The sequence below is a fragment of the Cryobacterium sp. SO2 genome (assembly GCF_026151165.2).
Classification (GTDB): domain Bacteria; phylum Actinomycetota; class Actinomycetes; order Actinomycetales; family Microbacteriaceae; genus Cryobacterium.
The window spans coordinates 77,793-98,922 of sequence record NZ_CP117849.1; the positions used below are offsets into that span (position 1 = coordinate 77,793).

19 protein-coding genes are annotated in these 21,130 nt (G+C 70.1%); 7 read left to right on the forward strand and 12 right to left on the reverse strand.

The window, feature by feature from the left end:
• Window positions 1–113: 113 nt before the first annotated feature.
• Both BJQ94_RS00370 and BJQ94_RS00375 read right to left on the reverse strand, forming a co-directional pair.
• A complete protein-coding gene (locus BJQ94_RS00370) occupies window positions 114–692 on the reverse strand; it encodes a gluconokinase (protein ID WP_265399456.1) in 579 nt (192 codons plus the stop codon).
• A 2-nt stretch (window positions 693–694) separates the two neighbouring features.
• Window positions 695–2,089 carry a gluconate:H+ symporter gene (locus tag BJQ94_RS00375; protein WP_265399457.1) on the reverse strand — a complete coding sequence of 465 codons (1,395 nt, stop codon included), beginning with the start codon at window positions 2,087–2,089 and terminating at the stop codon, window positions 695–697.
• Window positions 2,090–2,350: 261 nt separating this feature from the next.
• Here BJQ94_RS00375 and BJQ94_RS00380 point away from each other — a divergent pair, with 261 nt between their 5' ends.
• Entirely contained in the window at window positions 2,351–3,082 is a 732-nt protein-coding gene (locus BJQ94_RS00380) for an FCD domain-containing protein (RefSeq protein ID WP_265399458.1), read from the forward strand.
• Window positions 3,083–3,136: 54 nt separating this feature from the next.
• Here the strand turns inward: BJQ94_RS00380 and BJQ94_RS00385 are convergent, their stop codons facing one another.
• The 3 genes from BJQ94_RS00385 to BJQ94_RS00395 form a co-directional block, all read right to left on the reverse strand.
• Entirely contained in the window at window positions 3,137–4,195 is a 1,059-nt protein-coding gene (locus tag BJQ94_RS00385) for a hypothetical protein (RefSeq protein WP_265399459.1), read from the reverse strand.
• Window positions 4,196–5,425, reverse strand: coding sequence for an aminotransferase class V-fold PLP-dependent enzyme (locus BJQ94_RS00390; RefSeq protein ID WP_265399460.1), 1,230 nt, complete (start codon window positions 5,423–5,425; stop codon window positions 4,196–4,198). It lies immediately after the preceding gene.
• A gap of 84 nt (window positions 5,426–5,509) precedes the next feature.
• Entirely contained in the window at window positions 5,510–8,086 is a 2,577-nt protein-coding gene (locus BJQ94_RS00395) for an excinuclease ABC subunit UvrA (protein ID WP_265399461.1), read from the reverse strand.
• 86 nt (window positions 8,087–8,172) lie between these two features.
• Here BJQ94_RS00395 and panD point away from each other — a divergent pair, with 86 nt between their 5' ends.
• Window positions 8,173–8,583: an aspartate 1-decarboxylase gene (gene panD, locus BJQ94_RS00400; protein ID WP_265399462.1), complete on the forward strand. Its 411-nt coding sequence runs from the start codon at window positions 8,173–8,175 to the stop codon at window positions 8,581–8,583.
• Window positions 8,584–8,927: 344 nt separating this feature from the next.
• Here panD and BJQ94_RS00405 read toward each other — a convergent pair whose 3' ends face one another.
• Window positions 8,928–9,902, reverse strand: a complete 975-nt coding sequence (locus BJQ94_RS00405; protein WP_265399463.1) for an FKBP-type peptidyl-prolyl cis-trans isomerase — start codon at window positions 9,900–9,902, stop codon at window positions 8,928–8,930.
• A gap of 317 nt (window positions 9,903–10,219) precedes the next feature.
• Between BJQ94_RS00405 and BJQ94_RS00410 the strand changes: the two genes are divergently transcribed.
• Complete coding sequence (locus BJQ94_RS00410) at window positions 10,220–10,378, forward strand: hypothetical protein (RefSeq protein ID WP_265399464.1); 159 nt, start codon at window positions 10,220–10,222, stop codon at window positions 10,376–10,378.
• A gap of 8 nt (window positions 10,379–10,386) precedes the next feature.
• On the opposite strand, the gene BJQ94_RS00415 is transcribed toward BJQ94_RS00410, so the two are convergent.
• A complete protein-coding gene (locus tag BJQ94_RS00415) occupies window positions 10,387–11,844 on the reverse strand; it encodes an MFS transporter (RefSeq protein ID WP_265399465.1) in 1,458 nt (485 codons plus the stop codon).
• Window positions 11,845–12,044: 200 nt separating this feature from the next.
• Here BJQ94_RS00415 and BJQ94_RS00420 point away from each other — a divergent pair, with 200 nt between their 5' ends.
• Both BJQ94_RS00420 and BJQ94_RS00425 read left to right on the forward strand, forming a co-directional pair.
• Window positions 12,045–12,467: a metalloregulator ArsR/SmtB family transcription factor gene (locus BJQ94_RS00420; protein WP_265399466.1), complete on the forward strand. Its 423-nt coding sequence runs from the start codon at window positions 12,045–12,047 to the stop codon at window positions 12,465–12,467.
• Window positions 12,464–14,185: a SulP family inorganic anion transporter gene (locus BJQ94_RS00425; RefSeq protein WP_265399467.1), complete on the forward strand. Its 1,722-nt coding sequence runs from the start codon at window positions 12,464–12,466 to the stop codon at window positions 14,183–14,185. The genes BJQ94_RS00420 and BJQ94_RS00425 overlap by 4 nt, the downstream gene beginning before the upstream one ends.
• Window position 14,186: 1 nt before the next feature.
• On the opposite strand, the gene BJQ94_RS00430 is transcribed toward BJQ94_RS00425, so the two are convergent.
• The gene (locus BJQ94_RS00430) at window positions 14,187–15,458 is read right to left on the reverse strand and encodes a LuxR C-terminal-related transcriptional regulator (RefSeq protein ID WP_275875531.1); all 1,272 of its coding nucleotides are present in this window, start codon (window positions 15,456–15,458) and stop codon (window positions 14,187–14,189) included.
• Between the two features lie 113 nt (window positions 15,459–15,571).
• On the opposite strand from BJQ94_RS00430, the gene hxlB reads away from it, so the two are divergent.
• Both hxlB and hxlA read left to right on the forward strand, forming a co-directional pair.
• Window positions 15,572–16,204, forward strand: a complete 633-nt coding sequence (gene hxlB, locus BJQ94_RS00435) for a 6-phospho-3-hexuloisomerase (protein ID WP_265399468.1) — start codon at window positions 15,572–15,574, stop codon at window positions 16,202–16,204.
• A gap of 61 nt (window positions 16,205–16,265) precedes the next feature.
• Entirely contained in the window at window positions 16,266–16,889 is a 624-nt protein-coding gene (hxlA, locus tag BJQ94_RS00440; RefSeq protein ID WP_265399469.1) for a 3-hexulose-6-phosphate synthase, read from the forward strand.
• An 85-nt stretch (window positions 16,890–16,974) separates the two neighbouring features.
• Here the strand turns inward: hxlA and BJQ94_RS00445 are convergent, their stop codons facing one another.
• From BJQ94_RS00445 to BJQ94_RS00460, 4 genes are all read right to left on the reverse strand, one after another.
• The gene (locus BJQ94_RS00445; RefSeq protein ID WP_265399470.1) at window positions 16,975–17,643 is read right to left on the reverse strand and encodes an HAD hydrolase-like protein; all 669 of its coding nucleotides are present in this window, start codon (window positions 17,641–17,643) and stop codon (window positions 16,975–16,977) included.
• A gap of 174 nt (window positions 17,644–17,817) precedes the next feature.
• On the reverse strand, window positions 17,818–18,513 hold the full coding sequence (gene nucS / locus BJQ94_RS00450; RefSeq protein ID WP_265399471.1) for an endonuclease NucS: 696 nt from the start codon (window positions 18,511–18,513) through the stop codon (window positions 17,818–17,820).
• Between the two features lie 9 nt (window positions 18,514–18,522).
• The gene (locus tag BJQ94_RS00455; RefSeq protein ID WP_265399472.1) at window positions 18,523–19,740 is read right to left on the reverse strand and encodes an MFS transporter; all 1,218 of its coding nucleotides are present in this window, start codon (window positions 19,738–19,740) and stop codon (window positions 18,523–18,525) included.
• A 68-nt stretch (window positions 19,741–19,808) separates the two neighbouring features.
• Window positions 19,809–21,095, reverse strand: coding sequence for an MATE family efflux transporter (locus tag BJQ94_RS00460; RefSeq protein ID WP_265399473.1), 1,287 nt, complete (start codon window positions 21,093–21,095; stop codon window positions 19,809–19,811).
• Window positions 21,096–21,130: the final 35 nt, after the last annotated feature.

Consider the following 21,130-nt stretch of genomic DNA (forward strand, 5'->3'; position numbering starts at 1 on the left):
TCGGCCGCGCGCGCTCCGCCCGGCCCCAACAAGGGTGGCCCACTTTCGCTAGTGCGGGGGTGCCGCTCACTAGCGAAAATGGGCCACTCATGGGGTGGGCTGCCGGGAGAAGGTCAGACCGCGGGGCGGGCGACCGAGGACCGGCCGGGGTCGCGCGCGCCGAAGCTGGAGGAACCGGGGCTGGGCGTGAGGCCCAGGCGGCGCACGATCTCGGCGGCCTCCTCGGCGGGCTTGCGGCCCGCGTCGATGGTGATCGCGTTTTCGTCGGGCCCGGGCACCTCGAGCGTAGCCACCTGCGAGTCGAGCAGCGAGGTGGGCATGTAGTGGTCGTGCCGGGTGGCCAGGCGCCGCCCGATCAGGTCTTTCGATCCGGTGAGGTGCACGAAGATCACGTTGTGCTCGCGCAGCACGTCGCGGTAGCGGCGCTTGAGCGCCGAGCAGGTGATGATGCCGGGCACGCCCGCCATGGTGTGCTCGATGATCCACGACGAGATGGTGTCGAGCCACGGCGCGCGGTCCTCGTCGTTGAGCGGCTCGCCGGAGGACATCTTGTCGATGTTCTCCTGCGGGTGCAGGTCGTCGCCCTCCTCGAGGTCCCAGCCGAGCTGGCCGGCGAGGATGCCCGCCACGGTGGACTTGCCGGATCCGGAGATGCCCATGATCACGAGCACGGGCTGCTGATTCTCATACATGGCTAGATCACAATGTTCAGCAGGAGGACACCGGCCAGGCCGGTGACGGAGATGATGCACTCCATGAGCGTCCAGGTCTTGAGGGTCTGCGGCACGTTGGTGCCCAGGTACTCCTTGACCAACCAGAAGCCCGCGTCGTTGACGTGCGAGAGGAACAGCGAACCGGCGCCGATGGCGAGAACCATGAGCGACACATCCGTGGCCCCCAGGCTGGCGGCGACAGGGGCGAGGATGCCGGCGGCCGTGACGGTGGCGACGGTGGCCGACCCCGTGGCGACGCGCACGAGTGCGGCAACGACCCAGGCCAGCACGAGAACCGAGATGCTCGAGCCGTTGACGGCGTCGGCGATGACGGTACCGATGCCGGTGTCGATGAGGACTTGCTTGAAGCCACCGCCGGCGCCGACGATGAGCAGGATGCCCGCGATGGGCGGCAGGGAGTCGGAGAGGGACTTCGACACGGCCGCGCGGTCCATGCCGCCGCCGCGGCCGAAGACGATCATGGCGTAGATCACGGCGATGCCCAGGGCGATCATCGGGGTGCCGAGGAAGTCGAGGGCGGAGTTGAGCGGGTCGGTCGAACCGGGGTTGAGGGCGTCGGCGATCGAGCGGGCGAGCATGAGCACGACGGGCAGCAGGATGCCGGAGATCGTGGCGATGAAGCTCGGGCGCTTGATGTTCTCTTCCAGGCCCTGGTCGGCGGCGGTGATGAACATCTCGGGAACCGGCACCTGCACCCAGCGGCTGGCGAACTTGCTGAACAGCGGGCCGGCGACGATCACGGTGGGGATGGCGATGAGCACGCCGATGGCCAGGGTGAGGCCGAGGTTGGCGCTGAGGGTGGTGACGGCCACGAGGGGGCCGGGGTGCGGCGGCACGAGGCCGTGCATGACCGACAGGCCGGCCAGCGCCGGGATGGCGATGCGGATGAGCGACTGGCCGCTGCGGCGGGCCACGAGGATGATGACGGGGATGAGGAGGACCAGGCCGACCTCGAAGAACATCGGCAGGCCGATCAGGCCACCGATGAGCGCCATGGTCCACGGCAGGGTGCGCACGCTCGAGCGGCTGACCAGCGCGTCGACGATGCGGTCGGCTCCACCGGAGTCTGCGAGCAGCTTGCCGAACATGGCGCCGAAGCCCACGAGCACGCCCACGCCGGCCATGGTGGCGCCGAAGCCGGCGCCGAAGCTGGTGACGGCGGCGTTCGGGGCCATGCCGGCGCCCACGCCCACGCCGACGGCGCCGATGGAGAGGGCCAGGAACGGATGCACCTTGAGCCAGGTGATGAGCACGATGATCACGGCGACGCCGATGACCGCCGCGAGAATGAGTTGCAGGGTGCTGCCGGCCGGAACCACTGGTTCCACGGCCTGAATTGCGCGGGTCACGTTCATCTCGAAATCCGTTCCGAGGCCGCGTCCCTGCGACCTCATCGTCATAGTGCTGAACACGCGGTCCCCTCACGGCGCGTGATGCGGCATAGTGAAGGAGGAAGCACGTGATCCGATTAATCTGATTAATCGGATTTATGAAGTGTTACACAACGATGGCGATGCGGTCAAGATCGCCGCGGGTGCAGTCTGCGATGCCGCAGACGAGGATGGATCGGCGCGGCGGGCTCGCGCCGGATGAGCGAGGGTGTGACAGTGGCTGCAGTGGGCGATGAAACCTGGCGCGACCGGGGATTGCACGCACGAGTGGTGAACGCCCTCGGTCAGGAGATCGTGGACGGCAGTTACGCGCCCGGCGACATCCTCAATCTCGACAGGCTGAGCGAACGGTTCGCCGTCTCGCGCTCGGTGCTGCGCGAGGCCCTGCGGGTGCTGCAGTCGGTGGGCATGGTGGAACCGCGCCAGCGGGTGGGCACCCAGGTGCTGGCCCGGCGGTCGTGGGACCTGTTCAACCCGCAGATCATCCAGTGGCGCGGCCAGGGCGACTACTTCGCCCAGATGCGCGAGATGCTCGAGTTGCGCCTGGGCATCGAGCCCGTGGCCGCCAGGCTCAGCGCGCGGCTGATGACAGCGCCCGAGCGCGCCGCCGTCGCCCGGGCCGCCGCCGTCATGGTCGAGGCCGACACCGCGCAGGACGGCCGGCGCTACCTCGAGGCCGACGTCGACTTCCACACCCTGATCCTGCAGGGCTCCGGCAACGCCGTGATGGGGCACTTCGCTGGCACCGTGGCGGCGCTCTTGCGCACCAGGGAGCAGGAGAAGCGCTTCACGATCACCGAGTACACCCCGGCCTCAGCGCACCGCCACAACGACCTGGCCGCCGCCATCGTCGCCGGCGATGAGGATGCCGCCTACGGCTGGGCGTACTCCACCATCGAGGCCACCCTCATCGAGTTCGTGCAGGAGTCGGCCGGCTCAACCCTTCGCGAGCCGTGAGGAAAGCCCCAAAAATCCGGGATTTTTAGGGCTCAACTCACGGCTCGCGAAGGGTTACTGCAGGCCGTCTACCGAAACCAGACCGTCGTGGCGGCGGCCGTCGAAGATGATCGTGGGGATCTTCACGGTGGCGATGTCCTCTTCGACGAGGGTTTTATTGGCAGTGATGATGTCGGCCACGGTGTCGGAGGCGGCCTCGGCCACCACGACGTCGATCTGGTCGGGGCTCAGGCCGAATTCGTCCAGCCAGTCGGTCAGGGTCGCGGTGGCTTCCGTGGCGTCCATCGCGTTGATGGTGTCCTGCCAGGGCAGCCCGGTCTCGGCCTTCTCGGTGAAGATACGCTCGAGGATCTGCCAGTCCACCGGGGTGTCCGCGCCGTCCAGCGGGTGCAGCCGGAGGGCCTCGAGGTACTGGGTGACCAGCAGCGAGTTGGGGAACTTGTACCCGTCGGTGCCGGCAATCGGGTACGCGATGTAGGTGAGGTTGTGGGTGGACTCGAAGCCGGACTCCTCAATGTTCTGGAAGAGCGCCCGGCAGAAGGTGCAGCCGGGGTCGATGACCTCGACCGCGGTGGGGTTCGCGTCGTCCTCGGTGAGGTAGCTGGCGTTCGCGGGCAGGTAGTCCTCGGCCGTCCAGGTCTGGAACCGGGCCGGGATGGCCGCGAAGGTCTCGCCGAGGCTGGCGAACTCGTTGCCGAACGCGCCGATGACGTCGAACGCGCCGAGCGACTCCATGAAGCCGGGCGTCTCATCCGGGATCGAGCACGCCTCGGCGCCGAGGGTGCAGGATGCCGAGTCCTGCTTGTTGCAGGTGCCGTAGACGTAGAGGTTGACGGCGCTCTTGACCACCGTGTAGCCCGACCAGATGGTGGTGACGAGAACGAGCACGGCCAGGATCTCGAGGCCGATGCTGGCCGGGCGCACCAGGCCGGGCCGGCGGGCGGCGATCGGGGCGAGCAGGTGGTCCTTCACGTCCTGCTTGAAGGTGGTGTCGCAGGGGCGGAAGGTGACCCGGCGCCAGGTGCAGTTCCAGGCCTTTCCGACGTAACGCCGGTACCGGGCCGAGAAGGCGGCCATGACGACGAGGATGATGAACGCGGCGATACAGAACACTTAGTGGAGGCCTTTCATCAGCCGTGCGAGGGCCTGGGTGGCCGAGTCGATGTCCGACTCGGTCGAGTGCAGGCCGAGGGAGAAGCGCAGCAGCGGGCCGAACCCGAGCTGTTCCTTGAGGTAGTGGTGGGCGCAGAAGTAGCCACTGCGCACCATGATCTGCGAGTGCGAGAGGAACACCGCGAGCCGGTGCGAGTCCTGCGCCGGGGCGTAGACGCTGATCACCGGGCTCACCTCGGTGCCGAGCAGCGTGAGCCCGGGGATGTCGGCGAGCCCGTCGTGCAGCCGCAGGGACAGGCCGCTGATGTGCTCTGCGGGGGAGAGGCCGCCGGGGCGCACGCTGCCGAGCCACTCGATCGCCAGGCCGAGCGCGATGATCTCGCCCCAGGCCTGCAGGCCCGGCTCGAGCAGCGCCGCCGGGTCACCCTGCACGAGGTCGAAGTCCTCCTCGCGAGCGTCTGCCACCATGCCGCCGCCCACGAAGGTGAGCTCGAGGGAGGTGAGCAGCTCGTGCCGGGCAACGACGACGCCGAGGCTGGCGCCGTACATCTTGTGGGCGGAGAAGCAGACCGCATCCGCCTCGGTCTTCTGCAGCAGGGCCCGGCCGTGGCCCATGGCCTGGGCCGCGTCGACGATCACGATGCCGCCGCGGGCGTGGGTGTCGCGCACGAGGTCGGCCAGGTTGGTGAGCTGGCGGCCGTCGATATTGGAGACGGCGTTGACGACGACAACGGCCTTCTCGAGCTGCGCGGGCTCGTAGAGCAGGGCGCCGTCGGTGGCCCGGTCGAGCACCAGGCGTTCCACGCCCAGCCGGCGGGCAGCGGTGATGGTGGGCAGGAACACCGAGTTGTGCTCGATGTGGCTGGTCACGACCCTGTCGAAGCGGCCCAGCGGTAACTGTTGCAGGAGCAGGTTGAGGCCGTAGCTGGTGTTGAGGGTGAACGAGACGGCGTGGCTTCTGGCGGAGAGCCCGAGCAGGCCGAGCACAGCCTGGCGGGTGTCGGCCACGGCCGCGTCGACCTTCTGGCCCCAGGCGTATTTCACCCGGCCGCCGCAGGCGTTGTAACTCGTGTAGTAGTCGGTGAGGGCGTCGATCACGGGCTGCGGGCGCAGGCTCTGGCAGGCAGCGTCGAGGTAGATCTCGCCGGGTTGCAGATAACCGAAATCGCCCGCCCGGCTCGTGTCGAGCGGTGCGGCGGCGGGCCGGCGGAACAGCGTGCTGCGCTTCATTGATCTCAACTCCCGGCTCAGCTTAGATTCGGTGCTGAGCCGGGAATGGGGACTTAAGTCCCGTTTGACCGGGGCAAGCGCTCTTTACACAGCAGGCTCCAAGCGTGCGGCGAGATACGGCGCCGTGCGACTGTGCGGATGCGCCGCGACGACGGCCGGAGTGCCCTCGGCCACGATGCGCCCGCCGGCGGTTCCGCCGGACGGGCCCAGGTCGATGACCCAGTCCGCGGCGGCCACCACGCCCATGTCGTGCTCCACCACGACCACGGTGTTGCCGGCGTCGACGAGCCGGCCCAGCTGGGTCATCAGCAGCTCCACATCGGCCGGGTGCAGGCCTGTGGTGGGCTCGTCGAGCAGGTAGAGGGTGTGGCCACGGCGGGCGCGCTGCAGCTCGGTGGCCAGCTTGATGCGCTGCGCCTCCCCGCCGGAGAGCTCGGTGGCGGGCTGGCCGAGGCGCAGGTAGCCCAGGCCCACCTCGCGCAGGGTCTGCAGGCTGCGGGATGCGCTGGGCACGTCGGCGAGGAACTCGGCGGCCGCGTCGACCGTGAGGCCGAGCACCTCGGCCACGGTTTTGCCGTTGTAGAGCACAGTGAGGGTCTCGGCGTTGTAGCGGGAGCCGCCGCAGGCCGGGCAGGGTGCGTAGCTGCCGGGCAGGAAGAGCAGTTCGACGGCCACGAAGCCCTCGCCCTGGCAGGTGTCGCAGCGGCCGCCCGGCACGTTGAAGGAGAACCGGCCGGCGGTGTAGCCGGCCGCCTTCGCCGCAGCCGTGGCCGCGAAGGTGGCGCGCACGGCGTCGAACAGGCCGGTGTAGGTGGCCAGGTTGGACCGCGGGGTGCGGCCGATCGGCTTCTGGTCCACGCGCACCAGCCTGTCGATGGCGCCGGCGCCGGTCACGGCATCGACGATCGTGGCGGCCCGGTCGGTGCCGGCCTCGTCCTCGTCGGTCGACTCGTCGTCGGCAACGGCCGCGACGGCGGGCACGGCGTCGACAGAGCCCTCGCGGAGCTCCCTGCCCACGGCATCCGCGAGCACCTTGCTGACCAGGGTCGACTTGCCCGACCCGGAGACCCCGGTGACGGCGGTGAGCACGCCCAGGGGAACCCGAACGTCGAGATCGACCAGGTTGTGGCGGGTGACGCCGGTCAGGCCCAGCCAGGCGGCGGCCTGGCGCGGTGCCGGTGCCGCCTCGCCCGGGCTGGTCGGGAACAGGTAGCCGCGTGTGACCGAGGTCTTGACCTCGGCCAGGCCGGCGACCGGCCCGCTGTAGAGCACCTCGCCGCCGCCGTCGCCGGCCTTGGGGCCCACGTCCACGAGCCAGTCGGCGCGTCGCACGACGTCCATATTGTGTTCGACCACGAAGACCGAGTTGCCGGATGCCTTGAGCTGTTCGAGCACCACCAGCAGTGGTTCGGCGTCGGCGGGGTGCAGGCCGGCGGAGGGTTCGTCGAGCACGTAGATCACGCCGAACAGGCCGCTGCGCAGCTGGGTGGCGATGCGCAGGCGCTGCATCTCGCCCGGGGAGAGGGTGGGGGTGGAGCGGCTCAGGCTGAGGTAGCCCAGCCCGAGATCGATGAGCACCGTCAGCCGACGCACCAGGTCGCCGGCCACGGTGACGGCCACCTCGGTGACCTCGCCGGACTGGATGGATCGGTGTGAGCCGGCTGCATCGGTGAGTTCCGCTGTGGGGCGGAGGACGTCGGCCAGCTCGATGAGGGTGAGTGCGTTGAGCTCGTTGATCGGTCGACCGGCGAACGTCACCGCGAGGGCCTCGGCACGCAGGCCGCTGCCGCCGCAGAGCAGGCACGGCCCGGTCTCCACGAACGGGAGCACCCGCTGGCGCATCTGAGCGCTCTTTGAGTCGGCCAGCGTGTGCATCACGTAGCTCTTCGCGCTCCAGAACCGGCCCTTGTAGGGCTTGGCCACCCTGTCCCGCTGTGGGGTGACCTCAACGACGGGCTGTTCCTCGGTATAGAGGAGCCAGTCGCGGGCCTCGCGGCTGAGCTCTCGCCAGGGCAGGTCGATGTCGTAGCCGAGCACCGCGGTGACGTCGCGCAGGTTCTTGCCCTGCCAGGCGCCCGGCCAGGCCGCGATGGCGCCGTCGCGGATGCTCAGACTCGCGTCGGGCACCAGCAGCGGCTCGGTGACGGTGTGGGAGATGCCCAGCCCGTGGCACTGCGGGCAGGCCCCCGTTGCCGTATTGGGTGAGAAGGCGTCGGAATCCAGGCGCAGGTCGGACCCGGCTGGATAGGTGCCGGCGCGGGAGTACAGCATCCGCATCGAGTTGGACAGCGTGGTGACGGTGCCCACCGTGGAGCGAGAGCTGGGTGAGCCACGGCGCTGCTGCAGCGCGACCGCGGGCGGCAGGCCGGTGATCAGGTCGACGTGCGGGGTGTGGCCCTGCTGGATGAGCCGGCGAGCGTATGGGGCGACGGACTCGAAGAACCGGCGCTGCGCTTCGGCGAAGATGGTGCCGAACGCCAGCGACGACTTTCCGGAGCCGGAGACGCCGGTGAACGCGACGATGGCGTCACGGGGCACGTCCACGTTCACGTCGCGCAGGTTGTTCTCCCTAGCCCCGCGCACGCGCACGAAGCCGTCGGCGCCGGGATGGGCGGCGAGGGCCGCGGGTAGGGGCGAGGAGGAGGCGTTGGAGGTGGGCATTCGACCGACTCTAGTTCGACCCCCTGACATTCCACCCGTCGGGGCGCGTATCGTGGAGAAGTTGATCCTCGAAAGGCCTCGCTCCCATGCGCCGCACCATGTTCAAATCCAAGATCCACCGCGCCACCGTGACGCACTCCGCCCTGCACTATGTGGGGTCTCTGACCGTCGACCTCGACCTGCTCGACGCGGCCGACCTGCTGCCGGGCGAGTTGGCGAGCATTGTGAACGTCAATAACGGCGCCCGCTTCGAGACCTATCTGATCGCCGGCGAACGCGGCAGCGGTGTGATCGGCGTCAACGGCGCCGCGGCCCGGATGGCGCACGAGGGCGATCTGGTGATCATCATCTCCTACGCCCAGATGAGCACGAAGAAGGCCAGGGCGTATCAGCCCACCGTGGTGCACGTCGATGGGAACAACGCCATCATCAGCGTGGGAACCGACCCGGCCGCCGCCCACGGCGACGACCTGGAGCGCCCGCCCCTCGCCGTCTGACCGCCCGCCGGTTTGCGGTCGCCAGCACACGCTGGTCGAGCTTGTCGAGACCTCGCGAGGCTGTCCGCACGACGCAGGCACGACGCGCGGGCCGGGTCGCCGGGTCTCGACAGGCTCGACCAGCGAGGCGGGCACGACGCGCGGGGCCGGGTCGCCGGGTCTCGACAGGCTCGACCAGCGAGGGGGTCGCCAGCACACGCTGGTCGAGCTTGTCGAGACCTCGCGAGGTCGTCTGCACGACGCGGGCACGGCCCGCCGGTCTGCCGGCACGACGAAGCCCCGCCGGCCACGGTCGCCCCGAGGTATCGGGACAGTCGTGATCGGCGGGGCCGGTCGAGCGGGTGTTACGCGGTGGCGAGGATGTCGACGACGAACACGAGGGTGTCCGTGCCGCTGATGCCGGCAGTGTCATTGCCGGTGTCGCCGTAGCCCAGGTCCGGCGGGATGACGATGACGACCTGCGAGCCGACGGTCTGGCCGACCAGGCCCTGGCCGAAGCCGGCGATGACCTCCGAGGTCGAGAACGACGTGGGTCCGCCGCCGCCCCAGCTCTGGTCGAACACCTTGCCGGTGCCCCAGATCACTCCGGCGTACTGCACGGTGACGGTGCCGCCATCGGCAACGACAGCGCCGTCGCCCTTCTTGAGCACCTCGACTGCGAGTTCGGTGGGCGGGTCTGTCTCCGGAACCGTCACGGTCGGTGCGCCGTCATCGGCGAGTTCCACCGTGGGGAAGCCGTCCAGCGGCTTCTGGTCTTCGCCGGTGGCGCGGGTGGGCACCTTGTCCTTGACGTCGATCACGAAGAGCATCTGGTCGGTCGCGGCCACACCCAGGTCGGTGTTGCCGGTGTCGCCGAAGCCGTCGGCGGGCGGGATGACCACGGCCACCCGGTCGCCCACGTTGGAGCAGGCCACGCCCTTGAGGATTCCGGAGATCACGCTCTGGTTGTCCACGACGTTGACCGTGAGGCCGGCCTCGTCGCCGTAGCCGGCAGCGCTGAGCTTGGCTCCGGTGGTGGCGTTGTACGCGGCGTAGGAGATGGAGACGGAATCGCCCTCGACCACGGCGTCGCCGGTGCCTTCGGTGACCACGGTGCGCTCGGTCGCCTCGGCAGCCAGGGGCGTGTCGAAGGTCACGGTCGGCTCGACGCCGGCGTCACCGGTCACGGTCACCGCATCCGAGGTAGTGCCGGGGTCTGTGCACTCGATCGCGGCGGTCGTCGCCGTGGGCGTCGCCTCCGTGTCGGGCGACGCAGCGCATCCGGTCAGGGCGATGGCGGCAACTGCCGTCAGGGTGAGAAAAGTAGGAACAGTGCGCACGCAGGAGTCTCCAGTCAGGGTCGGGCCTCGTACAGTCTGGCCCCTCCACCTATGTATGTGCTGAATCGAGGGTCTCACCGACGGTTTTTCTGGCCGATTCTGGAGGGGACTTTGGTCCCTGGCGGGACCCAAGCGGAGTTCTAGACTGGATTCACGGCCTCGAGAATTCATCGGGCCGAGCTGGTCGATGGTGACCGAACCCACCGACAGTGGCGCCACGCTTCATCACGGCAACGTTCTCCTTTGATTGACGCCCTGCCTCACCCAATCGAACGCCGCTCGATCCGGTGAATGCATGTCAACAGAAAGAGCCATTCGTGTCCGACACCAAGTCGACCTCCGCAAACGCCGTCTCCATGGACCGCTGGGAGAGCCTCAAGCGCGAGTACTTCATGCGCACCCACCGCAGTGCCCCCATCGGTTCCCTCCCCGCCGCCGCAGCAACGGCCACGGTCGCCGACCCGAACGCCGAGTAGACCACTGGTCAGCGGCGTTCCTGCCGGAGTCCGCCACGCAAGTGGATGGCCGGGAGAGCGAGTACCGCCGCGGTCGCCGGCACGACCATGAGGGCCGAGAGCCCGAAGATGATCGGCATGCCCACGAGGTAGGCCTCTGACCGGGTCGACCCGGCCGCCTGCATCAGGTCCACCTGAAAGGTGAGCACGGAGCCGAGGACGACCAGGCCGATGGTGCCGCCCAGGGACAGGAAGAACGACACCGACGAGCTCATCGACCCGACCGTGCGGTACGACACCGTGGTCTGCGCGGTGAGGATCAGGTTCTGGATCACCGCGCCCAAGCCGCAGGCGATGAGCACCGTGCCGATGACGGCCATCGGGATGGGCGCGACGTGCATCTGGGAGAGCACGGCATTGCCGGCGAAGAGCGCCACCGCGCCGAGCACTATGACCGGACGCACCCGGCCGGTGCGGCTGATGTACCGGCCGGCCGCGAAGGCCGTGGCCACGGTTCCGAGCGCCATCGGGGTCAGCAGTACCCCGGCCGTGGCCGGCGAGAGGCCCACGCCGAACTGCAGGTACTGGGTGATGAACACCGAGCCGCTGAAGAGGGTGGTGCCAGAGAAGAACGCCGCGACGATGCAGAGCAGCGGCACTCGGGCGGCCAGCAGGCGCAGCGGCAGAATCGGATCCTCGGCGCGCAGCTCCACCAAGACGGCCACGACGAGGGCGATCAGCCCGATCGCGACCGTCACCGCGACCAGCCACTCCGAGGCGGCCGCGTGCGTGAGCGCCGAGATGCAGATGAGCGACGAGGTCACTCCCAGGGCGATCAGGCCGGCGCCGGCGAAGTCGGCACGCATCCGTTGGTGCGGCGTGCGCACGATCCGCAGGGTCGCCGCGATCACGATCACCGACACCAGCGCGCCGGGGATGCTGAGCAGGAAGCACCACTGCCAGCCGAGGCCGGGGGTCTGCACGATCAGCCCGCCGAGTACGGGCCCGCTGAGGGTCGCGGTGGTTTGCATGCTGCTCAGCCAGGCATTGACCCGGCCGCGCTGGCGGGGTTCGACCAGCGCGGCGACCACGATCACGACGAGCGAGAGGATGCCGCCCAGGCCGACGCCCTGCAGCGCGCGGCCCACGATGAGCTGCGTCGTGTTCAGGGAGAGGGCCGCGACGAGGGAGCCGACCGCGAAGAAGACCAGGCCGGCCTGCAGGATGGCCTTGGGGTTGAAGCGATCGCCGAGTTTGCCCCAGATCGGGGTGGTGGCGGTGTTGCCGAGGATGGTCGCGGCGACGATCCAGGTGGAGTGCGAGGTGGGCCCGGGCAGGTTCTGCATGATGGACGGAATCGAGGTGGCGACGATCGTGGCGCTCAACCCGGCGACGAACTGGGCGATGAGGAGCCCGCTGAGCGGGACCACGATCGGGCGGAGGGTCGGGCGGGGGATCTGGTCGCCCTGCGGCTTCACTATGCTCACGATTCTCCTCATTCGAGAACGAGTTTTGCAGTGTCATGTTGCGGCCGGATTGCGCCGCCCGGCCGCCGGGGCCCGGTGTGTATCGGGAGCATTGCGCCACACCGGCGCCGGGTGCGGCCGGCAGTCGGCGCGGCCGGCCCGGCTGCGGAGCGGGACCTTCGACCTCGAAGTCCGGCACGGCTGAGCGATATGATGAATTTATGGAATCACTGATTCAGGATGTCTCCGACCCGTTCACGGACGCGAACCGCCCGCTCTATGAGGTGAAGGCCAACCTCTTCAAGGGCCTGGCCCATCCGGTGCGCGTGCGGGTGCTGGAGGTGCTCGCCAACGCCGAGACCGACCTGTCGGTGTCCGACCTGCTCAGCGATACCGGGCTCGAGGCCTCGCACCTCTCCCAGCACCTGTCGGTGCTGCGCCGGCACAATCTGGTGATGGCCGAGCGGCGCGGCAGCCTGGTCTTCTACCGGCTGGCCTACCCGCAGGTCGCCGACCTCCTCGCGGTGGCCAGGCAGCTGCTGGTGGAGATCCTCGACACCACGCAGAAGAACCTGGCCGACACCGTGGGCCTGCTCCGGATCACGCCGACGGATGCCGCGTCCACGAGCGCGGTGACCCGATGAGCACGATCGGCACCGCCGCATCCGCAACCGGCCGCTACATGCGCGCCCTGCTGCCCAGCTGGCAGGACTACCGCGATGTGAAGCGCACCTGGCGCGGGGACATCGTGGCCGGGCTCACGGTGGGCATCATCGCACTGCCACTCGCCCTCGCCTTCGGCGTCAGCTCCGGCGCCGGCGCCGAGAGCGGCCTTATCACAGCCATCGTGGCCGGCGTCATCGCGGCCGTGTTCGGCGGCTCCAACATCCAGGTCTCCGGGCCGACCGGCGCGATGGTCGTGGTGCTCGGCCCGGTCGTCGCCGCCCACGGCGTGGGCGTCGTCGCCGTGCTCAGCCTGATGGCCGGCCTCATCGTGATCGCCGCCGGCGCGCTCAAGCTCGGCCGCGCGGTCACGTTCATCCCCTGGCCGGTGATCGAGGGGTTCACCCTCGGCATCGCCGTCATCATCTTCCTCCAGCAGGTGCCCGCCGCGATCGGGTCCAAGGCCGGCGCGAGCAGCAACGCCTTCGTGGCCGCCGTGCAGTCGTTCCAGACCGTGGACTGGTCTACCGTGATCATTCCCGTGGCCATGGTGCTCGTCGTCGCGGCGATCATGCTGTTGGCCCCCCTCGTGCACAAGAAGCTGCCGGGGTCGATCGTGGCCATCATCGTGGTGACCGCGATCGCCAACCTCGCCGACCTGCCGCTGGCCCGCATCGGCGAGCTGCCCAGCTCGCTGCCGTCGCCCATGCTGCCGCAACTGGATGCCGGCGTGCTCGGCTCGCTGGTGGGCCCCGCGCTCACGATCGCGGCGCTCGCCGCCATCGAGTCGCTGTTGTCGGCCCGGGTGGCCGTCACCCTCTCCGACACCGGTCCGTACGACGCCGACCGCGAGCTGGTGGGCCAGGGCCTGGCCTCGATCGCCTCCGGCTTCTTCGGCGGCATGCCCGCCACCGGCGCGATCGCCCGCACGGCCGTGAACATCCGCTCGGGCGGCCGCACCCGGCTGGCGGCCATCGTGCACTCGATCGTGCTGATCGGCGTGGTCTACCTGGCCACTGGAGTGGTCTCGCAGATCCCACTCGCCGCGCTGTCCGGCGTGCTCATGATGACCGCGGCCCGGATGATCTCCATCGCCACCGTGCGCAGCATCATCGGCTCCACCGGCTCCGACGCCACGGTGTTCATCATCACCGCCCTCGTCACGGTCTCGGTCGACCTCATCGTGGCCGTGGGCATCGGCATCGCCGTTGCCGCGTTCTTCGCGCTGCGGTCGGTCTCGGCCTCCAGCGGTGTGCACCGCGAAGAATTGCCGGGCGAACCGGTGCCCGGCGACGAACGAATCGCCCTGTTCCGGCTCGACGGCGCGCTGTTCTTCGGTGCGGCCGAGCGGATGCTCGAACGCGTCAATCAGACCAGCCACATCACCGTCGTGATCATCCGGATGTCGCAGCTGCAGATCCTCGACGCCACCGGCGCCCGGGTGATCACCGAGATGATCCAGGCGCTCGAACGCCGCGGCATCACGGTGCTCGTCAAGGGCATCCAGCCGCGGCACCTCAAGCTCGTCACCCGGGTGGGCGTGATCACGTCGTTGCGGCACCGCAACCACCTGTTCACCGACCTCGAGGCCGCCATCGAACACGCCCGCAGCCACGTCACCAGGGCCGCGACGGCGGCGGGCAGCACGGATGTCGGCGACTTCGGCTGGACCAGCGCCATCCGGCTGCCCAGGGACTAGCTCAGCGGGCCAGCGAGGCCAGCTCGGCGCGGGTGGAGGCACCCACCTTGCGCAGCAGGTTGGCAACGTGGAACTTCACCGTGTTCTCGCTGATCAGCAGCTCGGCCGCGATGGCCTTGTTGCGTGCGCCGGAGGCGACGAGGGCCAGCACGCCCTGCTCGCGCGGGCTCAGCCCCCACTCGGAGGCCGGGGTCAGCGGCGCCAGGGGAGCGTCGAGCGGCAGCGACACCGTGAGCTCAGAACCCCAGCCGACCGTGGCCCGCACGCCGAAGGTGCCGCCGAGCGCGGCGACCCTGGCCGTGAGCGGGCCGACGCCGGGGGAGTCGGCGGTGAGGTTTCCGGCGCCGTCGTCGCGGATCTGGATGAGCAGGTTGCTGCCGTCGCAGTCCCACTGCACCCGCACGCGGCTCACCCCGGCCTGCTCCACTAGAGCCAGCACGGAACCGCGCACGATGGCCCGGCCCGCGTGGGCGACCTCGCCGGGCAGGGCGCGTCCGTTCGCCGGCGGTTCGACGAACTGCACGTCGAGGTCACCGAATCGCACCAGCGGCCGCAGGTCGTCCCGCAGCCGGGCGAAGGCTGCAGCGACGGGCTCCTCCGCCAGCGACCGGTCCCGGTCGGAGACCGCCCGCAGGCTCACCATGGCGCTCGCGGCCAGGTCGGTGGCCGTCTGGCGGGCGGCCTCTGCGCTCACTGTGGGGGAGCGCAGCACCGCGAGCATCGACTCCAGGGCCGTCGAGTGGGCATCCGTGAGATCGGCGATGAGTTTGGCACGGTCGGCCGACGCGGCCCGGGAGTCGAGCAGATAGGCGGGGGTGGCCGCGGCGACCTGCTGCCGGATGCTGGTGGCCACGAGCTGCCAGAGCCGGCCGACCAGCGCGAGGGTCGACTCCGGATCGGCGCGGCCGGCCGGGGTGAGTCCGGGGTCGGTGAGCACCAGCAGGGCACCCGTCGAGGCCAGCCACGCTGTGATCGGCCGGTCGGTTCCGCCGATCACGGCCCGCAGGCCCCAGGGGTCGGAGACCTCGGTGGTGAGGGAGCGGCGCACGGCGTCGAGTTCGAGGAGGGTGACCTCGTCGATGATCGCCGGGTCGCCGGCCTTCTTCTGCGGCCGTCCCGTGCAGTCCTCGGTGAAGATCACCAGGGCGGTGTGCCCGATGAGCGGCTGCAGCAGGGTGGAGAAGCCGCCGGCGATGTCGAGCAGGGAACTCGCGACGACGGCCTGCAGGGCGTCAAGCAGCTCGATGGAATGGGGGTTGGCTATCGACTTCACCGGTTCAGCCTATCCGGATCCGCCGATTCCGCCGGTCATGCCTACCCGTCCGGGTAGGGCAGCTCCCCGTTCGGCGGGCCGCACCCGGCCGCCGCTGCGGCAACCATGGAGGGATGGCCAGCACCGACTCCCTCCGCTCCGACTCCACCGGCTCCGAAACGACCGGCACCGAAACGACCGGCGTGCTCCCGGCCCTCCAGATGATCCTGGCCGAGAACGCCGCCGTGGTCGGCCGCCTGGCCGCGGATGCCGGCGCTGCCACCGGCCTGGACGCCGTGGCGCACCGGCTCCTGGCGGCCGACCGGGTCTTCGTGCTCGGCGCCGGCCGGTCGGGGTTGGCGCTGCGGATGACGGCCATGCGGCTGATGCACCTGGGCCTCGTCGTGCACGTGGTCGGCGACGCCACCACCCCGGCGATCACCGCCACCGACGCGCTGCTGGTGGCGAGCGGCTCCGGCAGCACCGCCGGCATCGTGCGCGCCGCCGAGACCGCACACGCGCTGGGAGCCACGGTTCTCGCGTTCACCACCGCGCCGGCCTCCCCGCTGGCCGGACTGTCCGACGTGACCGTCGTCATCCCGGCCGCCCAGAAGCAGGACCACGGCGGAACCCTGTCGGCGCAGTACTCCGGCGGGTTGTTCGAGCAAGCGGTGCTGTTCGCCGGCGACGCCGTCTTCCACACCCTGTGGCAGGCATCCGGTGTCGCCGCCGACGAGCTCTGGCCCCGGCACGCCAACCTCGAGTAGCGCTCGAGCCTCTCACCCACCCGCGGTATCCACCGCTCCACAGATACAGAAAGCAGTCCCCATGAAGCTTCAAGTTGCAATGGATGTCCTCACCACCGCCGACGCGCTCGCGCTCGCCGGCAAGGTCGCCCCGTACGTCGACATCATCGAGCTCGGCACCCCGCTGATCAAGGCGGAGGGGCTGCGTGCCGTCACCGCGATCAAGCAGGCCCACCCCGACAAGATCGTCTTCGCCGACCTCAAGACCATGGATGCCGGCGAGCTCGAGGCAGACATCGCCTTCACGGCGGGCGCCGACCTCGTCACCGTGCTCGGCACGGCCGGCGATAGCACCATCGTGGGCGCCGTCGCGGCGGCCACCAAGCACGGCAAGGGCATCGTCGTCGACCTGATCGGCGTCGCCGACAAGGTGACCCGGGCCCGCGAGGTCACCGCTCTCGGCGCCGTTTTCGTGGAGATGCACGCCGGCCTCGACGAGCAGGCCGAGGAGGGCTTCTCGCTGGACACCCTGCTCACCGCCGGCGAGACCGCCCAGGTGCCGTTCTCGCTGGCCGGCGGCGTCTCCGCCGCCACCATCGCCGCCGTGCAGCGCGCCGGCGCATCCGTCGCCGTCGCCGGTGGCGCGATCTATGGCGCCGACGACCCGGCCGCCGCTGCTGCCGAGCTGCGCGCAGCCATCAACTAACCCGGCGAGTTACGCCAAAAAGCCCCTTCAGCGTGTCTGAAGGGGCTTTTTGCGGCAAGTCGACACCGGCAAGCAAACGGGAGGCTCAGCCCAGCAGCAGTTTGGCGAGCTGGTCGGTGGAGTGCACGACAGCGGTGGCCAGCGCGGCCTCCGCGGGGGAGCCGTAGCCCCACTCGACGAGGATCGTGGGCACTCCGTTGGCCGCGGCGCCCTCGGCGTCGTAGCTGCGGTCGCCCACCATGACGACCGCGGAGGTGTCCACGCCGGCCGAGGCGAAGCGCACGAGGGCCTCCTCGACGATGTCAGCCTTGGCGCTGCGGGTCTCGTTCTCGGTGGCGCCGACCATGACGGTGAAGTACTGGGCCAGTTCGAAGTGCTCGAGAATTGCGATGGCGGTGTGCTCGGGCTTGCTCGTGGCCAGCCCCAGCGGGATGCCGGCTTCGTGGATGCGCTCGAGCAGGCCGGCGACGCCCGGGTACACCGCGGTGTCCAGCGAGGCGGGGCCCTGGTAGTCGGCGCGGTAGACGGCGAGGGCCTCGAGGGCCTCGTCGGGGGTCATGCCGGCGTACTCGCCGAAGGCGGCGAGCAGGGGCGGGCCGACGTAGGCCATCAGCTCGGTGTCGGAGGGAACCGGACGGCCGAGCAGGGCGAAGGTGCGGGCCAGCGAGTTCGTGATGGCCGGGGCGGAGTCCGTGATGGTTCCGTCGAGGTCGAAGAGGATGGCGCTCCAGGTGCGCGTCAAGGTGGGGTTCACTCGCAACATCTTAGGGCCGTAAGGAGCAAACCCTTGCATGTGAGGCTTGATCAGGGTAAGAGCGACACGCCATTCCCAGCCGTCTCCCGCCCGCGACCTGCGGTAATTGTTGCCAGTCCGGACTTTTGCGCCCGGCGTGCCGGGCGCATTTGTCCGCGCGGGTAACAGTTTGCGCTAAAAGAGTTTGGAGGCGGTGTCGTCGAGGCCGCGCATGGCGTCGTAGTCGAGCACCAGGCAACGGATGCCGCGGTCCTCGGCCAGCATCCGCGCCTGCGGTTTGATCTGCTGCGCGGCGAACACGCCCACGACGGGCGCCAGGTGCGGGTCGCGGTTCATCAGCTCGAGGTACCGGGTGAGCTGTTCGACACCGTCGATGTCGCCGCGGCGCTTGAGCTCCACGGCCACCGAGGCGCCCTGCGCATCCCTGGCCAGGATGTCGACCGGGCCGATCGCGGTCATGTACTCGCGGCGCACCAGGGTGTGGCCGTCGCCGAGGAGGTGGATGTGCTCGGCCAGCAGCTTCTGCAGGTGCGCCTCGACGCCGTCCTTGATCAGGCCGGGGTCGATGCCGAGCTCGTGTGCCGAGTCGTGCTGCACCTCGTAGATGCTCACGATGAGCTGGTCGTTGGTCTTGGCGTGCGTCACTGTCCACAGCTCGGTGACGCCGGCCTCCACCTGCAACTCGTCGGGCGCGGACACCGCCAGGCTGCACGGCGGGCTCATCCAGTTGAGTGGCTTGTAGGAGCCGCCGTCGGAGTGCACGAGCAGACTGCCGTCGGATTTGAGCATGAGCAGGCGGGTGGCGAGCGGCAAATGCGCGCTGAGCCGTCCGGCGTAGTCAACTGAACATTTTGCTATAACGAGGCGCACTGAACGAGCTTAACCGGCGGCGGGGGTGCGGGTGCGCTCGCGGGCGGCCGGCGCGGCCAGTCCGGCCAGCGCCATGAGCACCACGATCACGAAGAGGGCGTTCAGGATGCCCACCCGCTCGCCGATCAGGCCCAGCACCGGTGGCCCGACCAGGAACGCGAAATACCCGATCATGGCGACGGCGCTCACCCGGGCGGCCGCGTTGGCGGTGTCGTCGGCGGCGGCGGACATGCCAACGGGGAAGCCGAGCGACGCGCCGATGCCCCACAGCACGGTGCCCACGACGAGCAGCCAGATGGCCGGCGCCAGGATCACGAGCAGCAAGCCGGCCACACCCAGCACCGAGCAGGCCCGCAGCACCGGCACCCGGCCGAACCTGTCCAGCACCGGTCCGCCGAGCACCCGGCCCACCGTCATCGCCGACACGAACACCCCGAAGACCAGCGCCCCGGTGGCGTCACTCTGGCCGTGCCCGTCGACCACGGCCAGGGCCAGCCAGTCGCTGGCCGAGCCCTCGGCGAACGTCATGCCGAGCACGATTACCCCGATGAGCAGGATGCTGGAGTCCCGCCACACGCCGAGGCTCGTGCGCATCCGCTCACGCCAGTTCGGTCGCACGAGGGTGTGGTCCCCGGCGTCGCTCGCATCGCCGAGCGCCGGCCGCAGCGGCACGAAGCGCACCGCGGCGGCGGCCGTCGCCAGCGCCAGGGCGGCGATGCCGGCGAGGTGCCAGCCCACGGGCAGGCCGAGCGCCGCCGCAGCGGACCCGGCCAGCGCGCCGACGACCGTGCCCAGGCTGAAACAGGCGTGCAGCAGCGGCATCAGGGTGACGCCGAGCTCCCGCTCGACGGCGGCCCCCTCGACGTTCATCATGACGTCGGCGGCGCCCATGCCGAAGCCCACCAGGGCCAGGGCGGCGAAGGCGAGCGGCGCTGACCCCCAGACCGATGCGGCCGCGCCCACCAGGACCAGGCCGGCCGAGGAGGTGGCGATGCTCAGGAGCAACGCGCGGCGGGCGCCGAAGGCCGAGAGCAGCCACACCGCCGAGAGCAGCCCGATGACCGAGCCCGCGGAGAGCCCGAAGATGAGCAGGCCCACCTGGTCGGTGCGCAGCGCGAGGTCGTCGCGAGCGGTGGGGATGCGCGACACCCACGACGCCAACCCGAGCCCGCTCACGAAGAACAGGGCGAAGACGCTATTTCGCCATCCCACAGTCGTTGTGCTCACCTCCTCACGCTACCAAGCCCGCGAGCCGTGAGCAGAACCCCGAAAAGCGGGAGTTTTTGGGGTTCAACTCACCGCTCGCGGGCGCCCAGGTGCACCCAGCGGGTGCCGCGGGAGCGCAGGGACAGTGTCACGGCGCGCGAGCCGAGGAACCCGAAGGCGAACGCGGCCATCAACCAGGCCAGGCCGGCGGCACCGGCGGGCGCCCAGAGCAGCACGAGGCCGGCCAACGGTACGAAGGTGGCCAGGTTGACCAGGCCGGTGAGGGCGAGGTACCTGGCGTCGCCGGCGCCGATGAGCACGCCGTCGAGAACGAAGACCAGACCGCCGAGCGGCACGGACAGGCCGAGCACGACCAGCGTCGGCGGCAGCAGTTCGGTCACCTCAGGGGCGCTCGTGAACACGCCGCCCAGCACCCCGCTGGCGGCCACCACCATCAGGCCGAGCACCACCCCGCCGCCGATGCCCCAGTCCAGGCAGCGGCGCAGCACCTGGCGCACCTGCGGCGCGTCCCCGGCGCCGAGCCCCCGGCCCACCAGGGCCTGGGCGGCGATGGCGAGGGCGTCGAGCGCGAAGGCCAGGGTGGCGAAGAGGGTCATCGCGATCTGGAACGCGGCCAGCTCCGCGGACCCGAGGCCGGTGGCCACGAACACGGCCAGGAGCATGGCCGCGCGCAGGCTCGCGGTGCGCAGGAACAGCCAGCCTCCGCTCGTCGCACCGCGGAGCATCCCGGCGCGATGCGGCCGAAGCGGCGCCCGCTCACGGCGGGCGTGCCGCACGACCACGACGACGTAGACGGCCACCATGCCCCACTGGGCCAGCACGGTGCCGAGCGCGGAGCCGATCAGGCCCAGCCCCAGGCCGTAGATGAACCAGAGGTTGAGCAGGATGTTGACCAGGAACCCGAGGCCGGCGACCCAGAGCGGGGTGCGGGTGTCCTGCAGGCCGCGCAGCAGCCCGGTGGCGGCGAAGACGAGCAGCATGGCCGGCACGCCGAGCATCGACAGGCCCAGGTAGTCCGCGGCCGCCCGGGTCACGGCGGGCTCAGCGCCGATCGCGGCGACAAGGCCGGGGGCGGCGAACCAGCCGGCCACGGCGAGCAGCAGGCCGAGGCCCAGCGCGAGCCAGAGCCCGTCCACACCCACCGACACCGCCCGGCGCCGATCGCCCGCGCCCAGCCAGCGTGCCACGGCGGGGGTGGTGCTGTAGGCGAGGAACACCATCAGACCGATGATGGTCTGCAGCACCGCGCTGGCCAGGCCGAGCCCGGCCAACGGCACCGCGCCGAGGTGCCCGACCATCGCCGAGTCGGCCAGGAGGAACAACGGCTCGGCGATGAGCGCGCCGAGGGCAGGCACGGCCAACCGGAGGATCTCCCGGTCGATGGGTTGGG

Excerpts from the sequence above, each read along its gene's own strand:
- hxlA (WP_265399469.1), top strand. The coding sequence starts at position 16,266 with ATGAAGCTTCAAGTTGCAATGGATGTCCTCACCACCGCCGACGCGCTC.
- BJQ94_RS00390 (WP_265399460.1), bottom strand. The coding sequence starts at position 5,425 with ATGAAGCGCAGCACGCTGTTCCGCCGGCCCGCCGCCGCACCGCTCGAC.
- BJQ94_RS00425 (WP_265399467.1), top strand. The coding sequence starts at position 12,464 with ATGAGCACGATCGGCACCGCCGCATCCGCAACCGGCCGCTACATGCGC.
- BJQ94_RS00375 (WP_265399457.1), bottom strand. The coding sequence starts at position 2,089 with ATGAACGTGACCCGCGCAATTCAGGCCGTGGAACCAGTGGTTCCGGCC.
- BJQ94_RS00395 (WP_265399461.1), bottom strand. The coding sequence starts at position 8,086 with ATGCCCACCTCCAACGCCTCCTCCTCGCCCCTACCCGCGGCCCTCGCC.
- BJQ94_RS00370 (WP_265399456.1), bottom strand. The coding sequence starts at position 692 with ATGTATGAGAATCAGCAGCCCGTGCTCGTGATCATGGGCATCTCCGGA.
- hxlB (WP_265399468.1), top strand. The coding sequence starts at position 15,572 with ATGGCCAGCACCGACTCCCTCCGCTCCGACTCCACCGGCTCCGAAACG.
- BJQ94_RS00420 (WP_265399466.1), top strand. The coding sequence starts at position 12,045 with ATGGAATCACTGATTCAGGATGTCTCCGACCCGTTCACGGACGCGAAC.
- panD (WP_265399462.1), top strand. The coding sequence starts at position 8,173 with ATGCGCCGCACCATGTTCAAATCCAAGATCCACCGCGCCACCGTGACG.